The 18,274-nt window shown below is 45.4% G+C and carries 10 protein-coding genes; all 10 read right to left on the reverse strand.

Features of this window, described 5'->3' with window-relative positions; translation table 11 throughout:
* Positions 1-49: 49 nt before the first annotated feature.
* On the reverse strand, positions 50-1,069 hold the full coding sequence (locus HUW51_RS10910) for a nucleoside hydrolase (protein ID WP_228467003.1): 1,020 nt from the start codon (positions 1,067-1,069) through the stop codon (positions 50-52).
* Between the two features lie 275 nt (positions 1,070-1,344).
* Positions 1,345-2,193, reverse strand: a complete 849-nt coding sequence (locus HUW51_RS10915; RefSeq protein ID WP_185274064.1) for an alpha/beta hydrolase — start codon at positions 2,191-2,193, stop codon at positions 1,345-1,347.
* A gap of 409 nt (positions 2,194-2,602) precedes the next feature.
* The gene (locus tag HUW51_RS10920; protein WP_185274065.1) at positions 2,603-4,756 is read right to left on the reverse strand and encodes a plastocyanin/azurin family copper-binding protein; all 2,154 of its coding nucleotides are present in this window, start codon (positions 4,754-4,756) and stop codon (positions 2,603-2,605) included.
* Positions 4,757-4,879: 123 nt separating this feature from the next.
* Entirely contained in the window at positions 4,880-6,778 is a 1,899-nt protein-coding gene (locus tag HUW51_RS10925) for a 3-keto-disaccharide hydrolase (RefSeq protein ID WP_185274066.1), read from the reverse strand.
* Positions 6,779-7,216: 438 nt separating this feature from the next.
* Positions 7,217-10,705, reverse strand: coding sequence for a ThuA domain-containing protein (locus tag HUW51_RS10930; protein WP_185274067.1), 3,489 nt, complete (start codon positions 10,703-10,705; stop codon positions 7,217-7,219).
* Positions 10,706-11,041: 336 nt separating this feature from the next.
* Entirely contained in the window at positions 11,042-11,719 is a 678-nt protein-coding gene (locus HUW51_RS10935) for a porin family protein (protein ID WP_185274068.1), read from the reverse strand.
* Between the two features lie 93 nt (positions 11,720-11,812).
* Complete coding sequence (locus tag HUW51_RS10940) at positions 11,813-12,496, reverse strand: 3-keto-disaccharide hydrolase (RefSeq protein ID WP_185274069.1); 684 nt, start codon at positions 12,494-12,496, stop codon at positions 11,813-11,815.
* 151 nt (positions 12,497-12,647) lie between these two features.
* Positions 12,648-14,777: a c-type cytochrome gene (locus HUW51_RS10945; RefSeq protein WP_185274070.1), complete on the reverse strand. Its 2,130-nt coding sequence runs from the start codon at positions 14,775-14,777 to the stop codon at positions 12,648-12,650.
* A 20-nt stretch (positions 14,778-14,797) separates the two neighbouring features.
* Positions 14,798-16,273, reverse strand: a complete 1,476-nt coding sequence (locus tag HUW51_RS10950; protein ID WP_394353948.1) for a 3-keto-disaccharide hydrolase — start codon at positions 16,271-16,273, stop codon at positions 14,798-14,800.
* A gap of 305 nt (positions 16,274-16,578) precedes the next feature.
* Positions 16,579-18,261 carry a RagB/SusD family nutrient uptake outer membrane protein gene (locus HUW51_RS10955; protein WP_185274071.1) on the reverse strand — a complete coding sequence of 561 codons (1,683 nt, stop codon included), beginning with the start codon at positions 18,259-18,261 and terminating at the stop codon, positions 16,579-16,581.
* Positions 18,262-18,274: the final 13 nt, after the last annotated feature.

The raw sequence follows: 18,274 nt of genomic DNA on the forward strand, positions 1-18,274 counted from the left end.
AAAATTTTACCTTTTGGGGCAAGAACAATTAGCCAACTGTGGCGAGCTGTTATTTTTTAAATAATTCGAGTTTGGCAAAAAAGTCGTTGAACATCAGGTTTACATCTAATCGCGTATACACCCGAATGGGGCGCCCCGTATGGTTAAACTCGTAAGCGCCTTGCTCGTTAATTTTAGGAGCCAATTTAATAACGTACGCGCTGGACGATGGGTCGGCTTCGAAGGAGCTTTGCAGGGCCGTAAGCAAAACCAAAGGACTATCGCCCAGGATGTAGGTTTCGCCGATGTTCAAGTACTTCTGAATCCGGGTCATTAAGTTTTCTAGCAAACCCGTTAAATACGCGCCCGTTTTACCGTGCGGTTTAATTTTTAATAGCAGTTGCGAGTAAGGCAGTAAGGCTTGCCGGTAAGCATTGCGGGGCACTTGCCAGATTGGTACAGTAGACTGGTTGAAAACAACGCGGGCCGCTGCTTTATCTATATTCAGGTTGTACTCGGGGTTAGAATAATTCGGGGGTGGTAGCGCCAATTCGGGGTATTCTGGTCCGCCAATCCAGATTAAGGTAAGCTTATCGGCAATCCGGGGTGTGGTGAGTAGGGCAGAGGCAATTTCGGTAAGACCGGCGCCGGCCAGCACGTACAAGGGCAACTGGGTATCGGTGCGTAAGGCTTCTTTAATAATAAAGTTTACGGCCTCACTTTTTACAGGTGTGCTGTCGTTTACCATGCCCGTATTGGAGCCGGCAATTATTGGAACAGAGCGTTTAACCTGCATAATTTGTAGCAACTCTTTGGCCTTGTTGGCAGCATTCTGGGCCTGGGTTTTCGAAGCATCAAAGCCATCGCCCACTTTCAGGTGCGAGCCAATAATCGCCCTTATTTCTACCGACGGCGACAACAGCAGATGCGCGAGCTGAAACAAGCCATCCGGGTCGCCGCTAAAGTCGTTGTCCACGATTACCCGCATGCGGGGCGTTACCGTAGTGCGGCCCATTAAATCCTGACTAAAACCAGGAAAGGTAAAGCCCAACCAAAAAAAGAATAAAAGCCAGGTAGATTTATGTAGCATAGGCTTGTAACACAAGAAAAAGTAAGTACAAATTTTAGGAAATTAATCTTTCACATTCTTCCGGCAAACCCATAAACAGAAGGCCAGCTTCTTGTTTAAAAAAATATTTTTAAAAAATCACGTTAAATCTGCTTCTATTATTCTGGCCTCAGAATTTTTAAAAATATTACTATTCCTCCGGAGTTTGTTGAGGTGTTTAACCGGTACCCAAAATAACAGTAGCCGATAAATACCTTGGCGTACGCCGGCGGACGTTGCTGCTTGCTTCCTTTTTGTTACTTGCCGCTAACTTCCTGCCGGGCTTTCTGGAAAAACAGCATATGGTACGGCAAGGCATTGCCCCAGTAAGCCCAGGTATGCGCGCCCGGCCGTTCGATGTATTCGTGGGGCACTTTTTCAGTTACTAAACGCCGGTGCAACTCGCGGTTACTTTCAATTAAAAAATCGTCGACGCCGCAATCAAATAATATTTTAACCGAGTTAGCTTTTATTTGTGGTACCATGTTTACTACCGAATTCTGAATAAACTGCCCGTAGTTCTGGCTTTTCGGGCCGAGTAAAGCTTCGATGCTCTTGGTTAAATCGCCACCCTGGATAGAAGCAATATCTAAAGCGCCACTCATGCTGCCCGCCGCCAAATACAAATCCGGATGTCGCGCCGATAAATACAAAGCCCCGTGACCGCCCATGCTTAAACCTGAAATAAACCGGCCTTCCCGAGTAGTAATTGCCCGGTATTTCGCTTCCACGGCCTGCACCAGTTCTTGGGTAATAAAAGTTTCGTACCGGCTGTTTTTATCTAAAGGGCTGTCCAGGTACCAACTACTAAAGCCCCCATCGGGAGTTACAATTATGGTTTGGTATTGATCGGCCATACTGGTGAGCACGCTTTTATCAGGCACTTTGGTTAACCAATCGCGGAAGTTACCGCTGTAGCCATGCAATAAGTAAAGCACCGGGTATGTAGCTTTTTTTTGTTTTTTGTAGCTATCCGGTACCACAATACCGGCGTGCAGCTTTTGGTTCATGGCGGTGCTGGTAATTTTCAAGGTATCTACTTGCGCGGCTTGGGTGGTATAAAAAGTAAAGAAAGTGAGAATTAATAGCAGGTATTTGGTAGGCATAGAATTATTAAATTTTTTAAAATTATTTTAGTTACTCAACCTTATTTTAGTAGGTTTTTCTTTGGAGCCGGTTCCCGTCTCCAGGCACAGGTTCCATCTTATTAGATCAGGCTGAGTTTGCCTCATGGCCGGCGGGCATCGTTTGGCTCTTTCGGGCGGTCTAAGCTTCCTTTCCTCGCTCCGCTGCTGAATTTTGCTACGCAAAACCGGAACCTTAGAAGGCCCTCAACAGCCAAACTGGTGTCAGTTGCTCGTAGCCAATTGATCAATTAAAACGGTTCTAACGTAATTTTGGCTTTGGGGCTATTTCATAGTAAGTTAAAATTTAACATAGTCTAAATATTGTAAAAAGCCGGTAAATTTTAAAAAATCTACCGGCTTTTTAGTCAGGATATTAATTCAAGCAACCTTATTTCGGTAACACTTTCATAGTGCCTTGCATGCTGTAAAAATGGCCCGGTACCGAACATTCGTAGGTGTAGTTACCTGGTTTTTCGGGGGCAGTAAAGTAAATGGTTTCGGTGGATTGCGGCTGCAGCAGGTTGGTGTGGTACAATACTTTGTTAGTATTAGGGATGTAGTTTTTCTGCTGACCTTCCAAACCTAATTTCATGGCCAGATTACCTACTTCTATAGCTGTGCCGGGCAGTACCACCACAAAGTTGTGCAGCATATCGTCGTCGTTCTGGAACACCACCCGGATTTTGCTGCCGGCTTTCACCTGAAACTGCGATGGCTCAAATTTAAGCCCAGGTTTGGTGCCCAGATTAATGGTATAATCGGCATTGCCGTTCCAGTCGGCGGGCATTTCGGTTACTCGTTTTGCAGCCATTTTGGTACCAGCCACATTGCTGGATGCCGTTGAAGTAGTGGTGCTTGATTTTTTGTTATTTTTCGCACTTCCGGCCGCTTTACCAGCCGAGGCCATCATGGCGGCGTGGTCGTGCATGGGAGATGCAGCTTTGGCAATGTTTAATTTTGTGCCATCCGGTAAGTTGTTCAGGGTGTAATAACCAACCGTGTGCAGCAAAGGCTGGCCCGACTTGGAGCGCACGCCATCAGAATTAATTTCGTGAATATAGCCTAAACGCAGATCATCTACTACCAGGCGCGCTTTCAGACCATCTTCCGAAACTACAACGCCTCTTATTGGGTTTTCTTTGTTATTAATAACCGGGCTGCCGTAAGATGCCTGGTATTTATAGCTAAAGCCGGTTACTTTGTAAGAAGCTACATTAGAAGCGGTAGCCTTATCAACGGGTTGGGTAAATTCAATCTCGAAACCATCCGGCATGGCGTGAATGGTCTTCATTTCGAAAGGAGTTCGGCCGGTCCAGACTAAGCGCTGCAAGCTGTATAATTCTTTACCCGTCGAAGACCAACCCCGGCTGGTCATGCCCACAAACATAGACCCGTCGTGGCCCCAAACCTGCCGCAAAATTCCCGAAGAAAATCCTTCCCGGAAACCGAAGGCTACCCCCTGGTACTCGCCTTTTACTTTTTCCAGGTCTACGCGCATAATTTTGCTTTGACCCTGGTCGCCCACAAAAATCTGGTTCTGGAACGGACCAAATTTACCGTTGGTATTATCGTTTAAGAAAGCCGAAGTAGAAATACCAAAAATGCCGTGCGGCATCCAGATGGCTGGGGCTTTTAATTCTGGTACCCGTTTAGCCACATCGTACAAAGGTTCGCCAGTATTGGGTATATCTTGCGGCTTTAATTTTAAAGGGGAGCCTGGTAAACCCGACCAGTTTAAACTTTCGGCATTACCCAGAAAATCGCCTTTTTCTACATGCGAGATCCGGCCAGAACCTACCCAATCGCCCTGGTTTTCGGTGTAGAAAAAGTCGCCGGCAGCATTAAAGCCGTAACCAGCCGGGGAACGCATACCGGCGGCAAACGGGGTCATTTTACCATCGGGGGTAATTTCTAAAGTCCAGCCGCGCCAGGGCACCAAACTTACTCCGTGCCCTAAGCTATTGCTCCAGCCTACGTTTAGCGTTACCAGCATATTGCCGTTAGGTAAAAAAGTAGGTCCGTAGGAATATTCGTGATAATTACCGGACAATGGCCAGGAATAAACTTTATCGTAGCTGTCGGCTTTGCCGTCGCCATCGGCATCGCGTAACCGGGTAACCTCACTGCGTTGCGTTACATAAATATCACCGTCTTTGTAAGCCAGGCCAAGTGGTTCGTGCAAGCCGTACGCATAGCGCTTATAAGTTGGTCGTTCCTCGCCCGAAATAGTTGGGTTAGATACAATCCAGACTTCGCCGCGACGGGTACAAATCGCCAGACTGCCATCCGGTAATGTAGCCATGCCGCCTACCTCCAGAATAACATCTTCCGGTACTGGCAGCGAAATAAGGGTATAATAATCATCTTCTTTGGCCGGTGCCGCTTCTACTTTGGTTAAGCCTTTAGGTGCCGGGGCCGGTTGTTTACTGCCGGTAATTGGGTTTATCTTGGTTTGAGCAAAACCGGTATTTTGTAAAAATAAAAGCCCGGCGGCTACCAGCGTAGCTTTGGCAATATGATTTATTTTAAAAATTTTATTCATGATGTTTTAATCTTTTCAAACTCCTGTACAATAGAGGATAATCCGAGGAGTTGTTTTGCCTAAAATGAGCAGTTATTTAAAAATTCCAGAGTGGACTATCGTCTATCGACCAGGAACTAGGCCTTACCACACAATAGCATATTTCACTACTCCCGATGCATCTTTGGCTTTTACAGGTAAGAGCATTTCTTCGGTATTTTGGGCCGTTTTTCGAATAACGGGTTTTTCTTTTTTATCTAATTGCACAAAATATTCTTTGTCGCCAATCGCGTACAAGCCATTCGGCATTTTGGTAATGGTACTTCCTTCAGCCACGCGGCACCAGATTGCTTGGGTTTCCTGACCCGGGGTTACGGTAAACGTGTGGGTTAATTTTCGGCCATTGTCTTCAGGTTCTACGGTTTCGCGTACGTTGGCATTACCCAGGTTATATTTAAAAATAGGCCGACCTGCTTTGCTTACATCGTAACCTAAGTTGTTGTAGGCGGCGTTGGAATCAGGCCAGGCGGCATTCTGGTCAGCTAAAAAGGTAAGTGATGGTTTAGCCGGGAACTGCGTTACGCTACCCATAGGTACTTCTAACTGGGTCTCGCCCCGGCCGTACCACATGGGAGTAGTTTCCAGGAAATCGCCCCGCCAAACCTGCAGGAACTGGCCCCGGCTTAAATCAATGGCGTAATTAGCGCCACCGGGTTCGCCTACGGATATCACGTGGGTTCTTTTTTTACCTAAATGCTCCAGAAAACCCCTCTGCATCATCGGCTCATCGGCTACTTTAACGGTGATAGCGCCTACCGGGTCCATTACTTTTAAGGGGGTTTTTAAGGCGGTTAAAGCCACCCCTGGTCCGCTTACAGTAAGGGTAATATCGTTGCGACGGGCATACCAATACGACGAACTTTTAAAATAAGCTAAATTTAAGGGATACGTACCGGCTGCCAGATTTACCGTGCCGGAAGCCACGCCGGTTTTCCCGGTTACGGTTAACACTTTTTTATCTCCAATAGTTAGTTCGCCGGCCCCGTTGATGTAATTGGGGTTGGTGTCCATTGGAATCCAGGCTAGATTTAAGTTGAAATTGTAGTCGCCGGAAGTAGGCACCTGGATCGTACCGGTAATTTTACCGGCAAACTGGTCGCGGGTAGCGGGAGCCAAATGCGCCAACACATCAATATCCATTTCGGATTTAGGCGCATTGGTGTTGAAATCCGATAAGGCTTTGATGTTGTCGTAAGACGTTAATTTTAAATCGATCAGCTTAACTTCTTCGGTGCCATACGCCTGGTATTTGATATTGCGGATAGCTACTGCCCCGTGGTCGCCTTGAATCATTAAGGGCCCTAAAGGTTTTTCGTCTTCAAAAGCAGCGGCCCGGGTAGGTCCGGTTACTTCAATATTTTTTTGTACTAAAACCCCGTTTTGGTACACTTCTAAAAACCGGGCATTTTCAATTTTTTGACCTTGCGCATTAAACCGCGGTGCCCGGAAAACTATTTTGTAATGCTGCCACAAACCGGGCGCTTTGCTTACATTTACCAACGGCGGATGCCCTTCGTAGCCTTCCCGACCGGAACCGCGTTTTTCGTCCCAGCGCTGGTAAATAGCCCCCGCATCCGAATACTTTGGATCGGTTTCGCCCCAGGAATCAAACATCTGCACTTCGTACCGACCTTGCAAATACACCCCAGCATTAGAACCTTTGGCCATCATAAAGTCTAGTTCCAACTCGATGTCGCCGTGCTCCATGGTGGTAAATAAATGGCCATTATTGCTTTTGCCCAGCGTATTTACCAGGATACCAGTACCGGCCGTGATTTTGCCGTTGCCGCCTTTCATGGGATCAAAAAATACATCTTTTGCCTGCTTCCAGTTATTGGTTACCGGCTTAAAAGCACTAAGATCGGTTAAGGGGATGGGCGTTAAAGTAGCAGAAGGCGCATTGGCTTGAGCAATTCCTTCGGGCTGCCATAAAAAAGAAAATAGGGCTGCCAGCAGGAATCTTGATTTAATTTTAAATTTCATGCGATAAAATAAAGAAAACAAAATAGTTAATAGAACAAATATAGTTATTGTTTTTAGAACAATAAGATGTGAAAATTTTAAAATTTATCGTTTGTATAGCCGCTGCATCAGCTTAATTACACTATGGCGCGGAAGTTACTTCCGTGCCTTTCAGATTGATGTTAGTGCCTTGCCTTACTTGCAAGAAATTAAAAATTCTCGTTCGCATAGCTGCTGTACTAGCTCTGATTGCTAGTTGAAGTTGTTTCATTGCTCAGGTTCTGTTCTTTTTGTCTTGACACAAAAAGAACCAAAAAAGTCAAGACGATTTTAAACTCGCTGCCGCTCAAACACAAAATCGTCAGGTTCTGCACTTCGCTTAAGTTGTTCGTTTCATAGTTCACATTGAAATTATACCTATTTATCCGGTATTCTAATGTCTAGTATCTAATATCCAACTTATTGATTAAAAGTAATGGCGGATAAAGATGCTAGTCTGTCGTTGGGTTTTTCGCGTTTTACCAGAATGAAGTAAAGGTCGTGCTTGCCGGTAATGGGTTTATTCAGGGTGCCGGTTACTTGCTTCGGGCCTTTGTTGTTACCGTTTGCTTTAAAGGCAGTTCGGCTAATTACTGGTCCGGCGAAGGATCCAATGCGCAGTTCTATTTCGCCATCTTTGTCCGGAGCCGAATAATCGTAAGTAAATCCTTTAATGCCCGTTAAATCAATATTTTTTAATAAAACGAAAGATTTATGGTTGCCGGTACTCAAACTATTGCCAAACCGGCCAAAACCAGTGTAAGCATCGGCATCTATGGCTTGTACTTTCGCATTTCGGAGGGTTACTACTTCGGTGCCGGTAAGCGGCCCTACGGCTTTACCGCCTTTATCGGTGTAAGTAGCTAGTAAGGTATACTTGCCGCGGGGTTCGTCTGCTTTGTGTTCTTTAAAGGTAAGGGTGCCTTTAGCTGGTAAAGTAGTTTTTTGCTTTTTAGCGTCGGTGAGCGAGAAAATGTATTTTACCATTTCCTGCGCATCTTTTTCGGCAATTTGCGGGTGTGCGCTCATTACGTGTTCGGTGCCCCAGTTACCGCCGCCCCCATTGATAATTTTCTTGACTAACATATTTACGGCGCCGCTTTGCCCTTTGTAGCGGGTAGCCACGGCCATAAACGCCGGACCTACCGAAACTTTATCTACGGTGTGGCAAGCTTTACAATCGCTATTGGCTACGAGGGTTTTACCTAAAGAATTAGATTCTACGGTAGTAACTACCTGGTGCCCTGCTTCGGGTTCTTTGTTTATGGCGCTAGGTTGCGGATTGTAATCGAAGTACACCTTTATTTTTTTAGGATCAATGGTTTTGTCTTCTTTATCCTTTACCTGCACATTGTAAGCAAAAGGCTTATTCTCCCAATAAAAAGATTTATTGCCAGTAGTGACAATATTTACCTCGGGCAAGGCATTTCCTACTTTTATGGTTACCGTATCGGTGGCAGATGCGCCGGAATTATCGGTAACTTTTAAAATGGCTGCGTAAATACCGGGTTGTGTGTAGGTATAAGTAGGGTTCGGTGAGGTTGAGCCCACGGTTTTACCATCGAATAACCACTGGTAGGTTAACTTGTCGTTATCGTCGAGGTCGCGGGTGCCGCGGCTGGCAAATTTAACGCGCAAAGGAGCTGAGCCAGTTACTTCGGTTAATTGCGGGCCCATGCGTGGGTCGGAGGTTAAGTAAGAACGCGCACTGGCTTGGGCCATGGCAGCGGAGTCGGTGGCGTAAGCTTTGGCAATGGGGGCCCGGTTGTTGGTGTTGTACTCAATTTTTACGAGGCGGGCATCTTCGTTATCTGCGCCGTAAACCGAACCGTATTCCAGCATATACATCACGCCATCTTTCCCAAAAGCCAAATCAATCGGACGCCGGAAATCGCCGTTTAAAGTCATAAAAGGTTCGGCGCGCACAAAGTTTTCGTTGGCATCGAACCGTAGAGCCATTACCCAGTTGCGCATCCAGTCCATCACGAACAAAGTGCCATCGTAATATTCCGGAAATTTAAATTTAGAAGTGGAGTTCTTGTCGTAAGTATAAAACTCGCCGGCCATAGCGCTACGGCCACCAATGCCTAACTCCGGAAACTCTTTAGAAGCATCGTATGGGTACCAGATCATAGCCGGTACGGCGGGTGGCAATTGATTTAAACCGGTATTATTAGGCGAGTTGTTAATAGGGGCTTGGGCATTGTAAAGCGGGCCCGCTTTTTTTGTGGCAAAATCCCAGTCGGCATACGCTATGTTATTACCTACAAAATACGGCCAGCCGTAATTACCCGGTTTTTTAGCCTGGTTAAACTCATCGTACCCTTTGGGGCCACGTAAGCTATCTACGCCCGCATCCGGACCAATTTCGCCCCAGTACAATACCGACGTTTTGGGATTTAAAGCAATGCGGTACGGGTTACGGCAGCCCATTACGTAAATTTCGGGTTTGGTTTTAGGCGTGCCTTTCGGGAATAAGTTGCCATCCGGAATAGTGTACGAACCATCCGGCTCCGGGTGGATGCGTAAAATCTTTCCTTTGAAATCGTTGGTGTTGGAAGCAGAGCGCTGGGCATCTTCGCTGAAATGTTCCGGTTCCGGGCGTTCGTCGATAGGTGCATACCCTAAGGATGGGAACGGCGTGGTACCATCGCCGGTTGATAAATACAAGTTACCTTCTTTGTCCCAGGCTAATGATCCTCCGTGGTGAGCGCCGCTTTTTTCCTGTACCGGTACCTGCAACAACACTTTTTCCGAAGCAGCATCCAGGGTGTTATCGGGTTTTAAAGTAAACCGCGACAGGTTAAATAAATAAGGTTCTTCGGCTTTAGGTGGGCTATAATATACGTATAGCTGTTTGTTCGTGGCAAAATTAGGATCTAAGGTTAAGCCGATTAATCCGGTACCGCCTTTTTGTACTACTTCAAATTGATGTACTTGAGAGAGTTGTTTGGTTTGCGGGTCGTACATGGATAATTTACCCGCAAACTCCGTGAAAAATACCCGGCCATCCGGTGCTACGGCTAACTCCATGGGTACCGCCAAGTCATTTACCAGTATGGTTTTCACAAAACGGTTTTCTTCCGGCACAACTACGGCGTACGATTTACTGTAATCCAAGGGTTTGCCGCTGCCCATCGCGTATTTAATGCCGCCTAATAAATGATTCAAAAATAAAGGGTCGCTGTAGCTTTCGGGAGTGTGGCCGCTGCCGGTATAAAAGGCCCGGCCGCCGTCGAACTCGTGGTACCACATAATTGGGTGGTTGGCACCGTTCGTACCGCCTTCGTAGGAGTTTTCGTCGAGAGATGCTAAAACTTTAATGCCAGGGTAAAAAGAACGGTAGTTGTACCACTCGTCGGTGCGTTCCCATTTATCGGGCAAACCAGCGGTTGCGGGGTGCGTTTTATCTGTTACTTCCACCGTCGCTTTGCGTTCGCCGGGTTGCAGCGGGTGGCTCGAAAAATGTGCACCCATTAATTTATCGTACCAGGGCCACTCGTATTCGGTATCGGCCGCCGAGTGAATACCTAAATAACCGCCGCCTGCCTGAATGTAGCGTTCAAAAGCTGCTTGTTGTTCCGAGTTTAATACGTTGCCGGTAGTACAGTTAAAAATTACCGCCTGATATTGTTTTAAACTATCGTCCGTGAAATAATTGGCATTTCTAGTGGTATCTACCCGCCAGTTATTTTCTACCCCCATTTGATGAATGGCTTTGTTAGCGTACGGGATCGAAGTGTGCTTCCAGCCCATCGTCCGGGAGAATACCAGTACCCGTGGGGTTGCTTTGGCCTGATTGGTAGTTTGCTGTTGCTTCCCGTTTAAACAAGAGTACAATCCCAGGCTGGCGGCGAACACGCCCAAGCAACCAAGCCCAAGCTTAGAAGTGAGTTTAGAAAGATTCATGCGGGTGAGGGTATTTTATATACACGGTTTTGTAGTTTTTAAATGTACTATTTTTTTAAAAATAATCTACCCTTAGAATTTTTTAAATTTTTCATTTTCTGGCGCTGCATAAAGGCAGGTAACTAACAGTTTATTAGTTTAAGAAGTACAATGCTTTAATTTTTTAAAAATATTTAAACCGCTAATCTCGAAAAGTAAAAAGCCGCTCCTGGTGGGGAGCGGCTTTTGCGAAATTATATTGTTCTAATTTCTTACGCTGTTTCTTAATCTGGTAAAAAAGGCTTTCCGAAAAGTTTTAAATTGTTTTGCCGGTTTAAGAAGTGTTGGCTAAACGGTCTATTTTTTTCTTTTCCGTTCTAGCAGGTACCCGATGCAGGCTGTAATGGCTTGGTTTGGCGAAGTAGCAGGGGTTAATACATTGCCAAGGCCATAAGCAAAACGGGCCTCGAACTGAAAGTTTCCTACAGCCGTTTTTTGTAAATATCCCAGTCCAAAAGCCAGTCCGTATTGTAAGCGGTTGGGTATAAGTTTAGTTTGGTTCGTATTGGCAGTTTCTGGCAAAAGAAGGCTATCGCGTTTAGAAATAAGAAAGGAAATGTAAGGGCCCAGGTTTAACAAAAATGCCCCGTTTTTCTTCCCGATTTGGATGTGCGTAAATACCGGTACTTCCAGGTAGTTAAATCGCCGCGAATCGCCATTTTCGGATAAAGTCCAGCCGGCTTGCAGGTAATTTAATTCCACCTGAATGCCGGCATATGGTTGCGCAAAATGATTTAAAATTAGCCCTGCGGTAATTGATCTAGTAAAGTCTTGGTTGATAGGAGGGGAGAAGCTGATTTGTGAAAGATTGTAGCCTGCTTTAAACCCTACAGAAGTAGAAGGAATAAACTTTTTTTGAATAACTACGGTGTCCTGGATTTGAGCCGCCGACTCGTTTTTTAAAAAAGCAGTTAAAAGAATTAGTACGAACCAACACTTCTTACAAATCAGCAACAGACGAAATACATGAACCATGAGGAACCTTTAATTTTTTAAAGATGCACAAAAATAAAAATGCCTAAGGTGGTCTTAGGCATTTTTTTTAAAATTCTTAAAAATGTTTCTGAATTATAATTCTTTAATTTTTACGTTCCGGAAGTAGATCGGTGCCCCGGCGTGCTTGCCTTGCAAACCCACGTAACCTTTCAGAGGCAAAGTAGCTAATGGTTTGTTCAACCAGGCCGGAATATCAGAACCATCAGGGTTTTTCTTAGCATCGGTCCACTGGTTCATGTCGATTTCGTTTACCAGTTCACCGTTCAAGATTACCCAGATTTTTTTGCCTTTGCAGGTAACGGTATAGTGGTTCCATTCACCGGGCTTTTTTACGTTGCTTTTCTTAGGAGCCAAACGGCCAAAAATGGCGCCGCACTGCCAAGTTTTTGGAGCTTTCGACCATTCTTCGCTGTAGTCGTCGGCAATCTGAATTTCAACACTGTTGGGTATCCAGTTTTCGATATCGCTGGCGTGTACTACTACGCCGCTGTTGGTACCATTGGCGGTTTTAAATTCCAGGTCCAGAATAAAATCGTTGTATTCTTTATTCGACCAGATGCTGTTATCCTCAGTAGCCGTTAACACCCCGTTTTCAAATGACCAAACATTATCGGGCTTAATGGCATTGGTTAAATCCGGTTGAAACAAATCGCGCCAACCGGCTTTTTTGGTGTTGGGGTGGGTTTTAGTGCCTTCCTGGGCTTGCGCAAAAAAGAAAATATTTAAAAAAAATAAAACGGAAATTAGCTTTTTCATTAGGTGGTAATCTTTGAATAAAATGTAAAGAGATATTCATCTAAAACCTTAAGGCCAAGAACCAAATTTTAGATGGTGTTACAAAAAGAAAGCATGAAAGAATATTGCTTTCTTTCATGCTTTCTGATAATCAGGTTAATACAAAACTGAATTAGTTATTTGGATCATCGGGGTTTTTAACGGCAGCTTTCGAAGCTGATTCGTTGCTACCACCATCCAAAGAGTTAATCCAGGCGGCAATTTTTAAGGCATCACCCCGCGAAACTTGCGGCATAGGCGGCATTTCGGTGGCGTACTCCGGCCAGTTTTGTGGCTCTGGATTGTGAATTAACTTCACGATGCGCTCGTTGGTATATTTGCGTTTCGCTACATCTTTATAAGCCGGACCAACCTGGCGTTTATCAGGGTTATGGCAAGCCAAGCAGTTGTTTTTCTGTAAAATAGGCTTAATCTGGTCGTAGGTAAGTACTTGCTGAGCAGGCACACTGCCTTTGGCAACAATACCGGTACCTTTGGCACTGCCTTTTGCTCCACCTTTAGCGGCGGTTTTGTTATTGTTTTTTAAACCGCTTTCTACTACTGCTGATTGTAATTTAAAGTTAAACCGGTCTTCCATTATTTCTGTTGGAACCGACTTAATAGCTACAGATTTACCAGAATTTTTAGTGCTGGCCTGGGCCAAAGGTAATTTAGCGCCATCCGGAATGTTGTTCAGGGTGTAAAACGCGTTCGTGTGTAACAGCGGCGAAGATTTCTCTTTATCCCGTATACCTTCTAAAGAGATGTTGTGTACGTAGGCTTCCCGTAAACCATCCACAATAATGCGGGCTTTCATGCCATCTTCCGATACTTTAACGCCTTTTACTTTTGGATTCTCGATGTTTACCGGTGGGCTACCATATACCGGGTGGTATTTATAGGTAAAGCTTTCTACGGCGTAAGAAGCCAAATCTTCGGCAGAGCTACGGTCAACGGGTTTGGTAAATTCAATTTCAAAACCATCGGGCATCGCGCGTACATTCAGCATTTCGAAAGGAACCTGGTTGTTGTACACTAAACGCTGCAAGCCTTGGTTTTCTTCCCCGGCAGAACCCCAACCGCGGTTGGTTTCACCTACGAACAAAGAGTTATCCGGGCCCCAGGCCATCCGCATTACGCCAGATTGAAAATCGTTCCGGAACTCGATGGCTGCACCCTGGAATTCGCCTTTTACTTTTTCCAGCATTACCCGCGAAATTTTACTTTGTCCCTGGTCGCCAACTAACAACTGACCGGCAAACGGGCCGAATGCTCCTTCCGGAATTTTAACGATTTCAGAGTTAGAGATACCCAGAATAGTGTGCGGCAATACTACGGCTTGTAACTGCAGTTGTGGGAAGTCCTTTTTTAAATCAGCTTTCGTTACAAATTTTTCATTTACTACGTTTTCTGGTTTAATAGCCCGGTCGTTCGCATCGCGTTTATCACGCGGATCTAATTTGGCGTTAAATTGCTCGGTAGTATATTTTACCGGGGATCCGGGTAAGTTGGTCCATTTTAAACCAGCAGGGTGGCCTGCAAAAATACCTTTTTTTACGTGCCAAATACCACCAGAACCTACGTATTCGCCTTGGTTATCGGAGTAGAACAACTCACCGTCGATCATGCCTAAACCAGCCGGTGAACGCATACCGGTAGCCCAAGGCTCTACTTTACCATCCGGGCTGATTTTTAAAGTCCAGCCGCGCCATGGCACCCGGCTTTCGCCCCGCCACCATTGCTCGTCGCCGAAGGCCACGTTACCCGTTACGAAAAACGAACCATCCGGCGCAATTTTTGGCCCGAAAGAATACTCGTGGTAGTGACCCGATAAAGGCCAGGCGTAAACGGTTTCGAATACATCGGCTTTGCCGTCTTTGTTGGTATCTACTAATTTGGTAAGCTCACCGCGTTGGGCACAGTAAAGGGCTCCGTCTTTATAAGCTAAACCTAATACTTCGTGTAACCCAGAAGCAAACTTGCGGAAATAAGGCCGGGCGCTGGTGGGGTTTTCCACGATAAAAATATCGCCGCGGCGGGTAGAAATACCCAGATCGCCGTTCGGCAACATGGTTAAACCACCTACTTCCAGAATAGTACCTTCGGGAGCAGATACTTTTACAATTTTATAAAAATCTTCTTCTTTAGGGGCATTTTGGGCTTGGGCCGAAGAAACACCAGCTAAAGAAAAAGCGCCCAGCAACAACGGCAGGGCCGTGCGGCGCAAAAATTTGTTTCGGATATATTTACTAGAATATTTCATGAATTCAAAAAATTAAAAAACTAGAACAGGATGGAATAGCCTACTTTTCCTTTTACCGGCACTACTAATTCTTTGCGGCCATCGGCATCGCGTACTACTGGTTTTGTTCCTTTAGCATCATCTAAACGCAGGTAATAAGCTTTACCATCTACCACGTAAGCGCCATTGGATTTATCTTCTTCAATAGAACTACCTTCGGCTAAGCGGGCATATAAATCGCCACCAGCCGGATTTTGCACGGTAATTTCCCGGTGAATTCCTTGACCATTATCCAGTACCCGGATAGCATCCAATACAGTAGCGCCGTAGATGCGGTAGGTAAAAGTAGGTTGGTCATTTTCGTCGAGAGTATAGCCTTTCGGACGGAAGCTGGTGCCGGCACTATCAGCCATCCAGGCAGCTTGCGCTGAACCTAATTTAGCTAAAGCAAACTTGGGCAAACCAAAACGCTGCACCATGCCGGCAGGGCGCGAAGATCCGTCGCCGCGATCGTGCCACATGGGAGTTGCATCTAAGAAGTTGCCGCGCCACACCTGGATTACAGCACCTTTGTCAAGGTCGTAGGTATAATGTACTTTTTGCGGACTACCTACCGATACGGCATGTACCACGCGGGTACGCGGCTGGCCCGGAATATCCATAAAGCTGCGCAAAATGGTGTTGGTGGGGGCTTCTACCAGAATAGGATCTACCGGATTGTTTCTCCGGGAGTTTGCCTGCTCCTGCGGAGCGGCTGGTAAGTTGGAAATAGAGATATTCCGGAAAGCAATAGCCCCATGATCGCCCTGGAAGCGTAAAGGACCGGTGGCTTTTTCATCGTTCGCTACGGCACCACGGGTTGGGCCCAGTAACTCCAGGTTTTCGTGAATTAGTACACCATTTAATTCTACGCTCAACATGCGTGCATTTTGGATTTTTTTGCCGCTGCCGTCAAACTTTGGAGCTTGAAACGCTACTTTCATGTGCTGCCATAAGCCGGGAGCCCGGCTGGCATTCTGGCGGGGCGGATAACCTTCATAGCCTTTCTGGCCTTCGGGTTTGCTATCGTCCCAACGTTCGTAAATTCCTCCGTTATCACTAGCTTTTGGTGTTTTTACGTTCCAGCTATCCAGTAATTGCAGCTCATAACGGCCTTGCAGATAAACTCCGGAATTAGAGCCTTTGGCCATCATGTAATCAAATTCTAACAGCGCGTCGCCGTGTTCCGCAGTAGTGTATAAATCAGCGCCGTGGTTTTTTTTGTCGGGCAGATTCACCAGTACGTTTGTTCCTTTAGAGGTAGACAAGTTGTTGTCTTTACCCAGATTGGCGGATACATCACCCACAATCTGCCAGGTTTTACCTGGGTTTTTAAAAGCAGAAAGGTCCGTCAGCGGCATAGAGCCGGCCGGACTGGTTGCAGCCGTTTGCGCCTGCAGGTAAAGAGGAGCCAGGAACCCGGCACAAAACAAAGCCGCTTTGTTCCGCATACTCTTCACTGAAATAGTAATTGTCATAATAAGGATGGAATTAAATAAAAATTATTAAAAATAATCTAGGCTTAAATTTATTACTTAATACTGAAAGTTGATAGGTAAATCCAGATTTATCAAAAAATAATCCTGATGTAACAATGGTATTTATTTATTAAACCTTGGTATAAATTTTTATGAAACCGGGATGGTGTTTGCCCTTTTGTTACTATAGCTCTGGAGTGGCAATTTCTTTAAACTGAAGAATGATGTAATTTTTAAAAATAGATTTAATGGATGTAATTAAGTAAAGAAGCCGTCTCGTAAAGACGGCTTCTTTAAAAATAATACTAGTAACCGTTAGGTTTTAAAAGTGGGTTTGAATTTAATTGTCTTGCCGGAATCGGGAACACTGTTGCATCCTTAGAATCCCGGGCCTTATCCCACCATTCTTCACCAAACCGATCCCAACGAATCAGATCTGTTCTCCGGTGACGTTCGCCTAAGAATTCGCGACCTAATTCATCCACGAATTCATCATCAGTTAGCTTGCTTAAATTAGCGCTGTAGCTATTAGCCTGCCATTTATCGGCTGGGAAATTACGCTCCCGCACCTGATCCAATAAAGCAGCGGCACCGGCTTTATCGCCGGCCCGGTATTTCGTTTCGGCTAAAGCGTAGTAAATCTCCGCTAAACGAATTTCGGGAGCAGAGTTAAACTGAAACAAGTTCTGCGTCATAGACAACCAAGGGAATTTAATAAATCTAACTCCCGAGTTTTCCTCGCCTGTTTCCACGTGAGAGCCTTTAGCTATGCCAGCTGCACCTTCTGAAAAACGGCCTACCTGGTCTACGTACTTTAAAGGTTTATTATTATACTCTTCGGTACCATTAATTACTTTGGTACTATCATAGCCAAACCCTTTTGTTTTATTAAACTCGTATTGCTGACCAATCAGGAAGAAACCATCATAATTAACTCCGGTTGCGGTTGTTCTAAATGGCTGCTTGCGCTTATCGTCGTTAGAATATTTCTGGTAAGGCTTTCCTAATTTATAAGGATAAAGGTTGCCTTCCAGATCCAACGAAGGAGTTAAGGTAACACCATTCCAGCCACCCCAGTCATTATCTAAAGAATAGCGGGCCTGGTAGTGCATCATCGCATTATACATCCAGCCAAACTCGTAAATGTTTTTAGCGTGCGGGAATTCAAAAATATTTTCTGAAGACCGGTAGCCGCCGATACCTGACCGGAACGGACCTCTGTAGTCCGGATCGAGGCTATAGGTGCCATAGGTGCCATCTATAATCTCTTGGGCATATTGCGCTGCTTCGGTGTACTTAGGAGTACCAATCCACTTCTCAGCATTCATGTACATGCGTACTAAGATAGCCGCTGCCCCAGCTTGGTCCCAACGACCAACTTTTCCGTTTTTCGGTAAACCTGGTAAAGCTTCTTTTAATTCTTGCTCCATAAATGCAAATACCTCTTGCGGAGTAGATTGGCCAACCCGCTCCCCAACCTTGGTAGATATAGGAACACTCCGGAAATAATCAATTAAGAAAGTATAGAACCAGGCCCGTAATACTCTTAATTCACCAATATGCGCTTTTTTATCTGCTTCAGACAAGCCCATTTTGGAATAATCAAGTTTCTCTAAGTCGGTAATAATTTGGTTACACTGGCCAATACCTTGGTAAGGACCAACCCAACCACCATTAATATGGTTGTCTTCGGAAGTCCATTCGTGGCGGTGCAAACGCACCCAATCACCACCATCCTGTCCGTGTCTTCCTTTTTGCGCCCAAACAAACTGGTCAGCAGTTAATTCAGAAATTAACCAACGGTCTCCATCCCAACCATTCCAATGAGCATGTTCATACGGGCGTGTAACAGCAGCAATAATTGAATTTTTATCCTGGTAATAATTCTCTGCGACCAGAACATCAAATGGTTCTTCGTCCAGGTTGGTACAAGCGGGAACTACCGTTGTAAGCGCCAGGGCTAAAGAAAATATTTTAATTTTATTCATTTTGATTAAATAC

Origin of the sequence: Adhaeribacter swui, assembly GCF_014217805.1 — a bacterium.
In the GTDB taxonomy this organism is placed as follows: domain Bacteria; phylum Bacteroidota; class Bacteroidia; order Cytophagales; family Hymenobacteraceae; genus Adhaeribacter; species Adhaeribacter swui.